This window comes from Mesorhizobium norvegicum (assembly GCF_004919685.1).
Lineage (GTDB): Bacteria > Pseudomonadota > Alphaproteobacteria > Rhizobiales > Rhizobiaceae > Mesorhizobium > Mesorhizobium norvegicum.
In genome coordinates, this window is the sequence record NZ_SMYZ01000041.1 from 121,198 (window position 1) to 135,777 (window position 14,580).

At 63.6% G+C, this 14,580-nt stretch carries 10 protein-coding genes; 6 read left to right on the top strand and 4 right to left on the bottom strand.

What is annotated here, in order from left to right; all coding sequences use genetic code 11:
* Window positions 1-9 precede the first annotated feature (9 nt).
* Window positions 10-747: a GntR family transcriptional regulator gene (locus tag FCU66_RS17260; protein ID WP_082525546.1), complete on the top strand. Its 738-nt coding sequence runs from the start codon at window positions 10-12 to the stop codon at window positions 745-747.
* Between the two features lie 34 nt (window positions 748-781).
* On the opposite strand, the gene FCU66_RS17265 is transcribed toward FCU66_RS17260, so the two are convergent.
* From FCU66_RS17265 to FCU66_RS17280, 4 genes are all read right to left on the bottom strand, one after another.
* Window positions 782-2,011: an aminotransferase class III-fold pyridoxal phosphate-dependent enzyme gene (locus FCU66_RS17265; protein WP_136617503.1), complete on the bottom strand. Its 1,230-nt coding sequence runs from the start codon at window positions 2,009-2,011 to the stop codon at window positions 782-784.
* Between the two features lie 115 nt (window positions 2,012-2,126).
* Window positions 2,127-3,689: an ABC transporter substrate-binding protein gene (locus FCU66_RS17270; protein WP_162252264.1), complete on the bottom strand. Its 1,563-nt coding sequence runs from the start codon at window positions 3,687-3,689 to the stop codon at window positions 2,127-2,129.
* Between the two features lie 84 nt (window positions 3,690-3,773).
* Window positions 3,774-5,948 carry a dehydrogenase E1 component subunit alpha/beta gene (locus FCU66_RS17275; RefSeq protein ID WP_136617501.1) on the bottom strand — a complete coding sequence of 725 codons (2,175 nt, stop codon included), beginning with the start codon at window positions 5,946-5,948 and terminating at the stop codon, window positions 3,774-3,776.
* A gap of 286 nt (window positions 5,949-6,234) precedes the next feature.
* Window positions 6,235-7,014 (bottom strand): helix-turn-helix transcriptional regulator, encoded by a 780-nt coding sequence (locus tag FCU66_RS17280; RefSeq protein WP_136617500.1) that lies wholly within the window; start codon window positions 7,012-7,014, stop codon window positions 6,235-6,237.
* A gap of 159 nt (window positions 7,015-7,173) precedes the next feature.
* On the opposite strand from FCU66_RS17280, the gene FCU66_RS17285 reads away from it, so the two are divergent.
* The 5 genes from FCU66_RS17285 (at window position 7,174) to FCU66_RS17305 (ending at window position 14,471) form a co-directional block, all read left to right on the top strand.
* A complete protein-coding gene (locus FCU66_RS17285) occupies window positions 7,174-9,303 on the top strand; it encodes a hydantoinase/oxoprolinase family protein (protein WP_136617509.1) in 2,130 nt (709 codons plus the stop codon).
* A 13-nt stretch (window positions 9,304-9,316) separates the two neighbouring features.
* Window positions 9,317-11,521 carry a hydantoinase B/oxoprolinase family protein gene (locus FCU66_RS17290; protein WP_136617499.1) on the top strand — a complete coding sequence of 735 codons (2,205 nt, stop codon included), beginning with the start codon at window positions 9,317-9,319 and terminating at the stop codon, window positions 11,519-11,521.
* Window positions 11,518-12,012 (top strand): acetone carboxylase subunit gamma, encoded by a 495-nt coding sequence (locus FCU66_RS17295; RefSeq protein ID WP_136617498.1) that lies wholly within the window; start codon window positions 11,518-11,520, stop codon window positions 12,010-12,012. The genes FCU66_RS17290 and FCU66_RS17295 overlap by 4 nt, the downstream gene beginning before the upstream one ends.
* An 88-nt stretch (window positions 12,013-12,100) precedes the next feature.
* The gene (locus FCU66_RS17300) at window positions 12,101-12,928 is read left to right on the top strand and encodes an SDR family NAD(P)-dependent oxidoreductase (protein ID WP_136617497.1); all 828 of its coding nucleotides are present in this window, start codon (window positions 12,101-12,103) and stop codon (window positions 12,926-12,928) included.
* Between the two features lie 229 nt (window positions 12,929-13,157).
* Window positions 13,158-14,471, top strand: coding sequence for an O-antigen ligase family protein (locus tag FCU66_RS17305; RefSeq protein ID WP_136617496.1), 1,314 nt, complete (start codon window positions 13,158-13,160; stop codon window positions 14,469-14,471).
* Window positions 14,472-14,580 lie beyond the last annotated feature (109 nt).

Consider the following 14,580-nt stretch of genomic DNA (forward strand, 5'->3'; position numbering starts at 1 on the left):
AGAGCGGATGTGACTGCTTCTATCGCGCCGATCGCGCGCGACAATCTGACGACGCGTGTCTACGAGGAGCTTCGCCGCGCTATGATGGAAGGCCGTTTCTGGCCGGGCCATCGCTTCAAGATCCGCGACCTCGCCGCCAGCCTTCAGGTCTCCGAGACGCCGGTGCGCGAGGCGTTGATGCAGCTGGTCCGCGAAAAGGGCCTGGAGATGGAGGCCGGTCGTTCGATCACCGTCGCCCAGCTGTCGCTGGCCCAGTATCTGGAACTGCGCAGCATCCGGCTGCATCTCGAAGGCATGGCCGGTGCCGCGGCGACGACACGCATCGAGCCGCGCGAGATCGACCGCCTGGCGGCGGTGCATGACAGGCTGATCGCCGACGAGGACAACGGCCGCTGGTTCGAAGCCGTCCGCGACAATTGGGAATTCCATCACTCGATCTACCAGGCGGCGCAAATGCCGGAGCTGCTGGCCATCATCGAGGGCATCTGGCTGCGCAACGGTCCGCTGGTGAACTATCAATACCCGCACGCCAGGCCGACCTATGACGGTCGCCACCGTCATCTCGACATCCTCGACGCGCTGCGGGCGCGTGACGAGAACGGCGTGCGCAAGGGCATTCAGCAGGACATGATCGAAGGCGGCCGCTTGCTGGTCAAGGTGCTCGAACGGCTCAACGATGGCGCGGTCACGCCGGAGGAACTGCGCCGCGCGGCGCAGAACGGCCGCCTGGTGTCGGCTGCCGGCTGAACGATTTGTTCTTTCCCACCGCATCGGCGCCGGTTCACGCCACCTGCGCCGCAGCGGCCATGCCGGCATCGGCAGCCTGCAGGGCGAGATCTATGTCTTTTGCGGTATGCGCGGCGCTCAGGAACATGTTGTGCCGGGGGTGGAAATAGGCGCCTTCGCGCAACGCAGCAGAGCAGAAGGCGTTGGCCAGCTTGAATTCGGCATCGTCGTCGAACAACACCATCGGCATCGACACCGGGCCGGTCTGGCGCAGTGACAGTCCATGCTTCTTCGCGGCCGCGTCGAGGCCTGAGCGCAGCCTGTCGCCGGCCTGCGTCATGCGGGCAATCGCATCGGTATCGCGCAGCGTGTTGATGGTGGCGATCGCGGCGGCCATGGCGACGGCGCCGTACCAGAACGACCCCGTCACATAGACCTTGGTCGCCGCTTCGCGAAAACGGTCGGTGCCGGTGATCGCGGCAAGCGGATAGCCATTGGCGATCGCCTTCGAGAAGGCAGACAGGTCCGGCCGTACGCCGAGCGGCTCCCAGCTGCCGGCGAGGTCGATGCGGAAGCCGGCCCTGACATCATCGACGATCAGAGCCGCATCGGCGGCGGTGGTGAGCTCGCGCGCTCGTCTGGCGAAGGCGGCGGTCGGCAGTTCCTGGTCGCGGGCTATGTCGTGCCGGAAGGCGGTGACGACGACCGCGGCAAGATCACCCCCGGCCTGCTCGACCGCAGCCTCCAGGCTGGCAATGTCGTTGTAGTCGAAATGGATCAGATGGGCGCGGTCCTCGGCGGTGACGCCGGCCAGTGATGGCGTGCACCACGGCACAGCGCCATGATAGGAGCCGCGCGCGACCAGCACCTTGCGCCTGCCGGTGCCGGCGCGTGCGATCGTCACGCATGCCGTGGTGGCGTCGGTGCCGTTCTTCTGCAGCATCGCCCAGTCGGCATGCGCGACCGTCTTGACCAGCAACTCCGCCAGTTCGACCAGCACCTCGCCCGGGCCGTTCATCGCATCGCCCAGGCGACGCTGCCGCTCGGCTGCGGCCTCGACCGCCTGGTGATGATGGCCGAGGATGTTGGGGCCCCAGCTGCACATCAGGTCGATATATTCGCGCCCATCGACGTCCCAGACCCGGCAGCCGTCGGCGCGCTCGAAGAACTGCGGATAGGCGGAGCCGAGATAGCGCGTCGCCATGTGTCCCCACATGCCGCCCGGAATGACCGAGGCCGCACGCTCGCGCAGCAACTGGTCCTTGGAGTTGATCAGGGAAGGCATAGCGAGGTCTCCGCTCATTGATATATCATATATTGAATTTGGTGCTGGAGGAACAGGATTTGCTGATCCAGGATGAGGAAGCGGGGGGCGGCTGGCCGCCTCCCGCATCTTTCGCTCAGTGGCTGAGTTCCGCCAGCGGCAGGTTGCAGCAGGCGCTGTAGCGCACGCCCTTGACGTCCGACTTGTAGGCCAGGATCAGGTTCGGGCTGATCAACGGCAGGATGATCCTGTCCTTGATCATTTCCTCGCCGGCCTGGTGCCACAGCTTGGCGGCCTCGTCGCCGCTTGCCGCAAGGGCTGCCTTGTAGATATCCGCTTCCTTCGGATTGAGCACCGACGGGTCGCGCTCCGCGCCGGCGCGGCGCGACCACGGGCTGCCCTTGGTCATGGCGAAATAGTCGATGTATTGCGAGGTGCCGTAATAGTCCGGCGCGTAGAACACCGCCGTCATCGGGATGCCGTCGCCATTGACGCGTTCGCGCCAATTGGCGAAGGGGATCGGCTGCAGGTCGAGCTTGATGTTGATCTTGGCCAGATCCTGCTGGACCTTCTGCATCAAGAGCGACAGGTCGACGCCATAGACATTCATGCCGGGGAACGCCGCTTCCATCTCGAAGCCGTCGGCATGGCCGGCCTTGGCCAGAAGTTCCTTTGCCTTGGCAACGTCATAGGGCTGCGCCTCGAAGCCCGAACCGCCGGGGAAGCCGAGCGGGATCGGAGCGCTGATCAGCTGGCCCTCGGAGCCGATGGTGAAATCGAGGATGCTTGGACGGTCGAGGCCGAGCGAGATGGCCTCGCGCACTTCGGGCGTCAGCGGAACCTTGTTGGCCTTGGCGCCCGGCGACAGCGCCACATAGATGAAGTTGTAGGATGGCACGGTCTCGATCTTCACGTCGCTGCCGGTCATCGTCTTGGCCGTGTCCGGGTCGATCTGCATGGCGATGTCGGCGGTGCCGCTCTGCAGCATCTGCGCCTGCGCCACCGCATCCTTGGTCTGGCGGATGACGACTTCGCTCAGCGCCGGCGCCGTGCGCCAGTACTTGTCGTTGCGCGCCAGCCGCAGTTCCGAATTCGGCTCATAGGATTTCAGCACGAACGGCGCGCTGCCGGCCGAATGCGCCAGGAACCAGGCCTCGGCATTGTCCGTCGTCGAAGCGTCCGCATCGGCCTTGGCGCCGGCTTCGGAAGCGACCTTGCTGTTGACGACCGCGGCGTAGGGCGCCGCCGCGATGTTGAGGAATTCGGAGCTTGGCGCGACCATCTTGACGACGACCGTATGCGCGTCCGGGGTCTCGATCGAGGCGACATTGTCCATCAGGAACGAAGCGCTGCCCTTGAGGTTCTTCAGCCGCTCCCAGGACCATTTGACGTCCTTGGCTTCGACCGGCGAACCGTCCGAGAATTTGGCGGCCGGGTCGAGCGTGAAGGTGAAGCTGCTCTGGTCGGCATTGCCTTCCCACTTCGAGGCGAGCAACGGGATCAGCTTGTTGTCCTTGTCCAGCGTCAGCAGCGATTCATAGACGCTGGAATTGTAGATCTGGCAGGTGTCGCAGAAGGCGCGGTGCGGATCGAGCGAGTTGAGGTCGATATTGCGCGCGATGACCAGCGGCTTGCTGTCCTGCGCGAAGGTGGCCGGTGCCCAGAAGGCGCTGGTGGCCAGCAGCACGGCTGCCAGCATCGTGGCCCTGGTCTTGTGTCTCGGTAGGATGGTCATGTCAGTTCTCCCATTTTCTTGTCGGATCTTTGTGGCAATGCGTTCGCTCTATCCACCCACGGCAGTGAGGGATTGAAGCGCGGCCTTGAGCTTTTCAGCGCCGCCCAGTGCGGCGCGGTTGAGCGGGGCCGATACGACGGGAGCCGAGAGGCTTCCCGTCACATGCAGGATCTCGTGATCGAGATAGTCGAACACGCGATCCTGAATCTCTTGTGTCAGTCGTCCGCCAAGCGACAGCCCACGCTGCACCTGTTCGACGATGGCCACCCGGTTGGTCTTGCGGATCGAGGCTTCCACCAGCGGCCAGTCGAGCCCGGTCGGATCGAGGCTGCGCAGGTCGATGATCTCGGCATCGACGCCGGTCTCCTCGACCACCTGGCTGGCGACAGCAACCATGCTGGCGCTGGTGAGCAATGTGCAGGCGCGGCCCGGCCTGACGATCTTCGCCTTGCCGAGCCTCACGCAATAGTCGCGGTCATCCGCAGGCACAGGGCCTTCGCTCGGGAACAGTTCGACATGCTCGATGACGACGACCGGATCGTCGCATTTCAGCGCCGAATTCATCAGGCCGATATAGTCGAAGGGCGTCGTCGGGGCGACGATGCGCCAGCCGGGGAACAGGGCGAACAGGCCGGACGGATCGCCCGAATGCTGCGAGCCGTAGCCGGTGTGCGGCGAAACGCGCACCCTGACCACGATCGGCACCGGAAAGCCGCCGCCGAACATGTGGCGCACCTTGCTGACCGCGTTGAACAGCTGGTCGGCGGCAACCAGGCAGAAGTCGCCGAACATGATCTCGACGATCGGCCGCAGGCCGCAAAGCGCTGCACCCAGCGCCACGCCGACAAAACCGTTCTCGGCGATCGGCATTGCCAGCACACGCTCCGGCCAACGCTCCAGCGCGCCCTTTGTGGCGCCCGAAACGCCGCCGCGCAGCCGGTGCACATCCTCGCCCATGATGATGATGCGCGCATCCCTTTCCATGGCGCGCGCAATCACCTCGGACGCGGCAACCATGAACTTGACCGGCTTGGTCTCGGCCGGCGGCACATCCTCGATCTCGAGGAAGCGCTCGTCCTTCAATTCCGACAGATCGCCGCGGATCTGGTTATCGACGTCACTTGGGTTCGGCCACAGATTGTCGGGAATGCGCAGCGCGTTGCCGCTCATTTCGGTCAGCGAATCGGCAGCACTGTTGACCACCTCCATGACGCGCTGGTCGAGTGTGCCGAGATCGGAAGCGTTCAGAATGCCCATCGTCTTCAGGCGAGCCGCCATCGTGGCAAGTGGGTCGCGCGCTTTCCAGGCATCCTCTTCGGCGCGTGTGCGGTAGCCGAATTCGCTGCCCGGGCGGGCGCCGCTCTGGTGCAGGAAACGGTAGCAGAGCGCCTCGACCAGCACCGGGCCGCCGTCTTCCTCGATCACCCGGCGCGCCTCACGCATGGCGTGATGGACCGCCACCACATCCATGCCGTCGCATTCGATGCCGCGAAAGCCGAGCATGGGTCCGCGCGAGGCCAGCCGCGTCTCGCGCGTCTGCTCATTGATGTGCGTCGAGACGGCATAGAGATTGTTTTCGGCGAAAAAGATCACCGGCAACCGGTAGAGCGCGGCGATGTTCATCGCCTCATAGGCCGGCCCCGCCATCATCGTGCCGTCGCCGAAGAAGGCGACCGAGACGGTGCCGGTGCCAAGCAGCTTGTCGGCCAGCGCATAGCCGGCGGCATGCGGCAGGTTGCCACCGATAATGGCGCTGGTGCCTGGGATGCCGGAGGCGTCGTCACGCATATGCATCGAGCCGCCACGGCCGCCACAATAGCCGACGTTAAGCCCCATGATCTCGGCCATCAGGCCGCGCACCGAGCCCTGCATGTTCGGGTTGAAGGCGTCATGCAGCGGGTCGTATCTCCCGGGCATCTGCGCGTTGACCAGCTTGGCCAACACCTGGTGATGGGCGCGGTGGGTGCCGTTGATGCGGTCACCGGTGCCGAGCACGGACATCGCGCCGACCGCCGTCGCCTCTTGTCCGATGCTGGCATGCGCCGGACCATGCACCAGCCCGGCATTGGCGAGATCGAGCGCTTTTTCCTCGAAGCGGCGGATGAGCAGCATCTGATGATACCAGCGCACCAGGCTAGACACCTCGGCGTCATTCCAGTCCGAATCGTCGACGTCTAGCCGCAACCAGGGCGCCGATGGCTGGATCGATGTCTGCTGGACCATGTCAGCTAATTCCGTTCTGGTAGATGATATATCAAATATTTTCTCAGTCGATTGCGGCCGGTCATTTTTCCTAGGCATGGCGCTTGCTGGGGGTGCTACACAAATGGAATTAAATTTCATTTTCTGCACGAAGCCGAGACTAAGCCGGGACGGCGGCGTTCCGCAAGAGGAATTTTGAGGCCCGCATTCGGGTCATTCCGGCGACAAAGCCGGAGCACCAATTCACGGAGGGAACGGCTCTGCGAGTCAGGCATTCGGCTGGCGGATCGGCAGGGTAGGCGAGCGGCTAGCGATCGGCCCGATGCTGGAAGAACTGCAAAAACAATTCTCGCTCCGTGGTGATGTCGAGCTTCTCGTAGATGCGCCGGCGATGGTTCTTGACCGTGCCGACGGTGATGCCGAGGCGCTCGGCGATGTTCGCCGTCGGATGGCCGGCAAGGATCAGCTGGACAAGTTCCCGCTCCCGCAGCGACAGCTCCGGCCACAGGCTGGCTGGAATGGTCGGCTCCTGCCGGGGCGAGGCGCCGGGGCCTGTCGGCGCCGACGTGCGGGAGAATTCGGTTCCGCGCGCCTTGATGTCGAGCGCGTGCAGCGCCTCGAACACCGGCAGCCGCTCATCCAGCAGGGCGATCTCGCTATCCTTGAATGTGGTGGTCGAGCGGTCGAGGAAGATGCCGAGGCAGCAGTCGCCGCCATCGGCCAGCATGATGCCGACCTCGTCGCAGATTTCCGACTGCGCCAGGAAGCCGGCTATGTACTGGCCGCGCTTGGCCTCGTCGTCGGCGAGCCGTTTCAGCGGCATGATGCCGAGCCTTCGCTCGCGCCGCCACGAGGCATAGAACGGATCGAACACGTAGTAATTGTCGAGATAGCGCCGGACCATTTCATCCGAGAAGCGTCGGTGCTTGATGAATTCCGGCGTCTGCGTCGCCGAGTAGCGCGTCACCGTGACGAGGTCGTGCTCGATATCCGCACCGATAAGGTCGATCAGGCAGTCGACATGCCTGTCCGTGCCGGTGGCGGCGATCGCCTTGGCGAGCGGCGCCCAGATATTGCCCATGCGCATGCCCTTTTCTCGGCGATGTCAGCCCAGCCGTCATTGTGTCTTTAGGCATATGGCGCAAGGCCACCCAATGAATCTAGCCTTGCGTCAACCTAGACCAGATCCGAGGCGACCGTGACCCAACCCAACCTCACCGGCCCCATCGTTGGCAATCCGCCAATCATTGGCAATCCAATCGTTATCGGTATCGACGCCGGCGGCACCATGACCGACACGATCCTTGTCGATCAGGACGGCCACTTCAAGATCGGCAAGTCGGCAACCACGCCGAAGAATGAAGCCGAGGGTTTCCTGGCTTCGGCCGAGGATGCGGCGGACGCCTGGGGCATCTCGCTGGAATCGCTGTTTTCCGGCGTCAATGTCGTGCTCTATTCCGGCACCGGCATGCTCAACACGCTGTTGTCGCGCACCGGCCGCCGGCTGGGCCTGATCACCACCAAAGGCCTCGAGGACATGATCCTGATGGGCCGCGGCCTGCAGGCCTGGGCCGACTATTCCTATGCCGACCGGCTGCATGCGGTCACCCACCATCATCCCGATCCGCTGGTGCCGCGCCGTCGCACCCATGGCGTGACCGAGCGCATTGACCAGTTCGGCGACATCGTGCTGCCGCTCTACGAACACGAGGTCTCCGCCGCCGCGAAAAAACTGATCGCCGACAAGGTCGAGGCGATCTGCATCATGACGATCTTCTCGCACGTCAATCCGGTGCACGAGAAGCGCATCGCCGAGATCTGCCGCGAGGAGGTCGAGAAGGCCGGCGCCGACATCATCGTCTACACCAGCCACGAGGTCCGCCCGGTCATCCGCGAGCAGTCGCGGCTGAACTCGGTGCTGATCGAAGCCTACGCCACTTCGCGCGGCCGCAAGCAGCTCAAGGGCATCGAGGACGTCTCGAAGAAATACGGCTTCAAGTACGGCGTGCAGACGCTGCTCTCCTTCGGCGGTCTGACCTCGATCAACCATCCGCGCCTGCATGAAACCATGATCTCTGGCCCGATCGGCGGCATCCTCGGCGCGGCCTATGTCGGCAAGCTGATCGGCAACGACTCGCTCATCTGCTCGGACATGGGCGGCACCTCCTTCGACATGGGCGTCATCACGCGCGGCCAGACGCGGATCGAGAACGAGCCGCTGATGGACCGTTTCAAGCTCAACGTGCCGACGCTGCATCTCGATACCATCGGCGCCGGCGCCGGCATGATCCTCAAGGTCGACCCGCTGACCAAGAAGGTCAGTCTCGGACCGGAAAGCGCCGGCTCCGACCCCGGTCCGATCTGCTTCGATCGCGGCGGCACCGAGCCGACCATAGCCGATTGCGACGCCATCCTCGGCCGCCTCAACCCGCACTACTTCCTGGGCGGCAAAGTCGTGCTGCAGGTCGAAAAGGCGCGCCGCGCCTTCCAGGAGAAATGCTCCGACATATTGGGCGTCGGGGTGGAGGAAGCCGCCGAAGGCATGATCGACATGCTGGAGTCCGATGCCAACAACGCGCTGCGCCGGGTCATTTCGGGTCAAGGCATCCACCCATCGGAGTTCACGCTGCTCTCCTATGGCGGCTCCGGTCCGCTGCATCTGGCCGGCTGCTCCAGGGGCATCGGCTTCAAGGACATCATCACCTTTCAGTTCGCCGCCGCCTTCTCCGCCTTCGGCTGCACCACGGCCGATTTCATGCGCCGCCATTCGGTGTCGACGCAGCACGACATTCCGTCGCGCGCCGACGAGGCGACGCTGGCCGCTTTCGGCGCCAAGGTCACCACGGTGTGGAACGACCTGACCAAGGCCGCGGTCGACGAGATGATCGACGACGGCCACACGCGCGAGAAGATCAGGACCGTGCCGTTCCTGATGATGCGCTACACCGGCCAGCTCGAGGATGTCGAGGTGATGGCGCCGCTGGCCGAGATCAATTCAGCCGACGACATGCGTAGGGTTATCGACGAGTTCGAGGCGGTTTATGCCAAGGTCAACCATCGCGTTTCACGCTATGGCGAAGCCGGCTTCACCATCACCGAACTCGGGCTGATCGCCACCGCCGACAAGGTCAAGCCGGTGCTGCTCAAGCGTCCGCTCGGCGCCTCCAATCCTGCTTCCGCTCACAAAGGGGTGCGCGAGGCCTATATTGGCGGCCGCTGGCACAAGGCCAATCTCTACGAGATGGATCTCTTGCAGCCTGGCCACGAAGTGATCGGCCCGGCCATCATCGAACATCCCGCCACCACGCTCGTCGTTCATCCGCAGGACCGCGTCCATGTCGATGAATGGACGCTGCTGCACTACACCCACGCTTGAGAGGGCGACCGCCATGTTGGACAAACCTGCTTCGGCCCTGCGCCTTCGCGAAAGACTGCTCGATTCCGAGCGGTTGATGGAAGAGACCGGCTGCTATGACGGCATCACCGAGCTCACGCTGCGCAACCAGGATCCGCTGAAATTCGAGACGCTGCACACCAAGCTGCGTGCCTATTGCGTCTCGGCACGCGAAATGGCCCGCCGCATCTCGGCTTCACCCGGCGTGCGCGAGGTCGGCGAGATGGTCGTCGCCATCTATACGCCCGAGGGCGACGCCATCGCGCTGTCCAACGGCATCATGGTGCATGTCCATACGATGAGCCGCTTCATCAAATGGATGATCAAAAACGGCTACGAGGACAACCCGCGCATCCGCGAAGGCGACATCTTCGCCAACAACGACGCCTTCATCGGCACCGTGCAGGTGCCCGACGTAATGGACGTGGTGCCGATCTTCCATGAAGGCACGCTGGTCGGCTGGGCCGGTGCTGTCTGCCACGAGCTGGAAGCCGGCGGCATCACGCCGGGTGGCGACGTCTGTCTCGCACAGGAGCGCTTCACCGAAGGCCTGTTCGTCTGCGCCGAGAAAATCGGTGAGAACGACGAGATCCGCCGCGACTACGTTATCCGCTGCGAGCGCAATCTGCGCATGCCGATCTACTGGGTGCTCGACGAGAAGGCCAAGGTCGCCTCCTGCATCGACATGCGCGAAAGCGTCAAGCAGCTGATCTCCGAAATCGGCCTCGATTACTGGATGAAGGTGTCGAAAGAGTTCATCGAGGAAGGCCGCCGCGCCCAGCTCGCCCGCACCCGCCAGCTCACCGTGCCCGGCATCTATCGCGGCCACACTTTCTATGGCCACGTCACCGCCGGCAAGCCCGGCTTCCAGCTGCTCGGCGATCCCGACTGGCTCTACAACATCCCGATCGAGATGGAGATCACCACCGACGGCAAGATCACCATGGACTTCGAGGGCACGCAGCCCTGGGGCTACCATTCGATGAACTGCACGCCGGCCGGCATGGATGGCGGCATGTTCGTCACGCTGACCCAGCACATGAATTTCGAAGGCCTGGTCAATGACGGCGCCTGGATGGCGACCGAGCTGAAACTGCCGCATGGCACCTGGACCAACCCCGACAACGAGATGGTGGCCACCGCCACCTCATGGGCCTTGCTGCTGCCGGCCTATGGCGTTTTCCAGCGGCTTTTGTCGCGCAGCTTCGTGGCGCGCGGCTTCGTCGAGGAGGCCTTTGTCGGCCAGGTCAACAGCCCGATGATCGAGATGGGCGGCGAAAGCCAGTACGGCACGCCGTTCGGCATGGCGCATTTCGAATGCGCCGCCGCCGGTTCCGGCGCGCTAGCCATCAAGGATGGTCTCGACACTGCCTATGTCGGCTGGAATCCGGAATCCGATATGGGCAACATCGAGGTCTGGGAACAGTCCATGCCGATGGTCTATATCGGCCGCTCGATCGTGCCGAACTCGGGCGGCGCCGGCAAATATCGCGGCGGCTGTTCCTTCGTCTCGACCTGGCTGATCAACAAGACTTCGCATCTGCGGCTCCACACCTCGGAACACTCTTCCAGGGTGTTCGATAATGGCGGCATGTGCGGCGGCTATCCGGCACCGACCTGCCAGAAGCATCGCGCGGTGCGCAACTCCAACATCCATGAACTGGCGGCCAAAGGCGAACCGCTGGCGCATGCGCCCGGCATCGACCCGCATGTCTCAGATTACGAGAGGAACATCGGTGGCGACCATGTCGTGGTCGAGGGGCCCTACATCACCTCGCCGCACAAATCCGGCGACATCTTCAGCCATTCCTACAATGGCGGCGGCGGCTATGGCGACGTGCTGGAGCGCGATCCGATCAAGACGGCCTGGGATGTCGAGAACGGCTTTCTCACCCGCGAAGCGGCGGACCAGGTTTTCGGCATCGTGTTGAAGGACGATGAAGACGGTTATCCCATCGCCGATATCGACGCCACGGTCGAGCGCCGCGCCGCCATGCGCAAGGAGCGTCTGGCCAAGGCGATCCCGGTGGCGGACTGGATCGCCAAGGAGCGTGGCCGCGTCGAAAAGGCCGACTTCGCGCCGGAAGTGAAGAAAATGTACGCCAGCGCGATCAAGCTGTCCTCGCGCTTCACCAGGGAATTCAGCGAGTTCTGGAACGTCGACGCCAGATCGATCTTCATGCCGGGAGCAAAGCCATGACCTCGTACAGCAAGGAAGTCCTCCGCGATCTGGCGGCCGGACAGCTGCCCTGGTCGCAGACGCGGCGCATCATGAGCGCCTACAAGGATGATGACCGCTTCTTCAAGATGGTCGCCGTCTATCAGGACCGTGTCGCCTGGAAGGACCCGATCCTGCTGCCGGTTTCCGATCATCTGTTCATCTGCCAGAGCGGCGATGAGCGCATCACCCGGTGCGAATGCGGCCATTCCTTCGGCGACTATCGCAAGAACTGGAAGCTCAAGGCTGCGATCAACGTGCGCAACACCGAGGAGGCTTTGCGCGAGATCTATCCGAACAGCGATCTCCCCGATCCCGAATGGATGGAAATCCGCGAATTCATCTGCCCGCAGTGCGGCACGCTGCATGAGGTGGAAGCGGCGGCACCCGGCTATCCCATCGTCCACGATTTCGAGCCCGACCTCGAGGGGTTCTATCGCGAATGGCTCGGCAAACCGCTCCAGGAAACATGAATCGCTCTCTATGGAGGCCGCGCCGCTGTGATTGCCAAATCCGGTCACGCCTGATTGCCTGCCTGGAACAAAGCGGAGACCGTGCGCCATGAACAATCTTTCCGGCCGCAGTGCCATCATCACCGGCGGTTTCTCGGGCATGGGCTTCGCCATTGCCACGGCTTTGGCTGAAGCCGGCGCCAACGTTGCCGTCGGCTCCTACATCGCGCCTGCCGGCGCTGACAGGTCCGATGCCGCCTACTATCCAGGCGCGGACGAGATCGAGCGCGTGCGTGCGGCTCTTGCCGCCCACGGCACCAAGGTCCACGCCGCCCATCTCGACGTGCGTGACAGCGACGTCACCAATCGTTTCGCGGCGGACGCCGAAGCCGCCATTGGCCCCGCCGACATTCTGGTCAACGCCGCCGGCACCACCGCCGAGCAGCCGGTCTGCGGCCATTCCGATGCGCTGTGGGACAAGATCGTCGACACCAATTTGACCGGCGCCTTCCGCGTCACGCGTGCCGTGCTGCCGGGCATGATCGAGCGTGGCTGGGGCCGCATCGTCAACATCGGCTCAACCGCCGCCTCGGTCGGCTGGAAGGACAACCCGGCCTACTGTGCCTCCAAGGCAGGGCTTCTCGGCCTCACACGCTGCGTGGCGCTGGAAGGTGCCGCGCATGGCGTCACCTGCGTCATGATCAGCCCGACCTGGGTCGAGACCGAACTGATGCGCCGCAATGTGGCGCAGGTCGTCGAGCGCGAGGGCAAGGGGCGCACGCCTGAGGAGGCGATGGCCGAAATCGCCAGGGGCAATCCGCAGCAACGCATGCTGCAGCCGCAGGAGATCGCGGCACTGGCCGTCTTCCTGTGCTCTGATCTGGCCAAGGGCATCACCATGGAAAACATTCAGATCACCGGCGGAGCCCTGTGGTAGCGTTTGCGCCGGCAGGGAACTGAGCCTGATCCAGGCCACCAGGTCGGACGGACCTCTCCTCAATCGCCTCGCTGTAAGACAAGGTGACCGGATTTGCCATTGAGCGCCGGGCACGATAGGCTATATTGCACTGCACAATGGAGACGCCGTTTATTGCACGCCCATGTTTGCGAAGTTTCCGGCCGGCTCATGACTTGCCGGCCCTGGGTCGTGTCGGCGGGACTCTGAGATGAAGATTCCAAAGTCCCTGCTGATCGATCCCGAGAAGAACTCGGTCTATGGCGCCTTTGCCGTAGCCGTCTCGATCTGGGCGTTTTCCTATTCGGTCATTTTCGGCCAGGTGCTGATCCTGGCCTACTATGCGGTCTGGCTTCCGCTCATCCTGGTCGACCACCGGCGGTTCCTGCGGCAGCTGTCCAGCGCCTGGCTGCCGCTGCTGTTTGCGGCCTATGTCTGCTTCTCGGTTTTCTGGTCGCAGGCGCCCGGCGTCACCGCAAGGACTTCGGTCCAGTATTTTTCCCATATCGCCTGCGCTTACGTAGCTGCGCGCACCGTCAGCGTGCGCACGTTGACCATAGGGGCGCTGATCGGGATATTCGTCGTCCTCATCTATTCGCTGAAGGTCGGGAACTATTCCGAGGATGTTCTCGACGGCACTGTCAACTTCGTCGGCGCCTTCGCCTCCAAGAACCAGATCGGCTTTGTCGGCTCTCTCGGCATCTATTTCTGCGTTGTCTTCCTTGCCTTTTACCGGCGCGGTCGGCTGAGCCTCATCCTGGCGGTGCCCGTCGTGCTGCTGTCGGCCTATGTGCTGGTCGTCTCGCATTCCGCCACTTCGATGGCCTCGATACCGGCGGTTCTGGCGCTTGTGGCGCTTCTTGCCATGAGCAAACTTCTGTCACGACGTTATCGCCGGGTGATCTTCCTGATCGGCGCCGGCCTGCTGGTCGTGACTGCCTTCGTCGCTTTGAATCTCGGGCTGATGGACTTCGTCCTCGGCCTCTTCGGCAAGGATTCGACACTCACCGGGCGGACCTATCTGTGGGAGCAGGGCTGGAACGCGGTGCAGAAATCGCCGATTCTCGGCGTCGGCTATGCCGCCTATTGGGTGCAGGGCTTCGCCGAAGCCGAGCGGCTGTGGAACGAGTTCTACATCACCACCCGCACCGGCTTCCACTTCCACAACACCTATATCGAGGCCCTCGTCGAGCTCGGCTTCGTCGGGGCGACGCTGGTATCGCTGATCATGCTGCGCACGCTCTACGGCCACGTCTCGGCGGTGATCTTCAGGACATGGCAGGCGGATTCGGTGATCCTCTTCGGCGTGATGGTGCTGCTGCTGATCCGCTCCTTCGTCGAGGTCGAGATTCTCAACCCCTACATCATGGGCTCTTTCCTGATGTATTTCAGCTTCTTCAAGCTGGCGCGGCTGCCCGTTACCCGCACGCGGCGGTCGCAGGCCCTGGAGCCGGCGGATGCGGCCAGGACTGAGGCTGACTGGCCCCGGCATGCCGGCCGTCCGGCGGCGGCCGGTCCGTCATGAGCAATCAGCGCGCGGCCTGAAGTGTAAGCGCAATCCGCCCCCGTGTTTCGCTGAGCGGTGAAGACGGCGACACTCGTGATGATTCTGCGCGGGAGGTTGATTGGTGAAT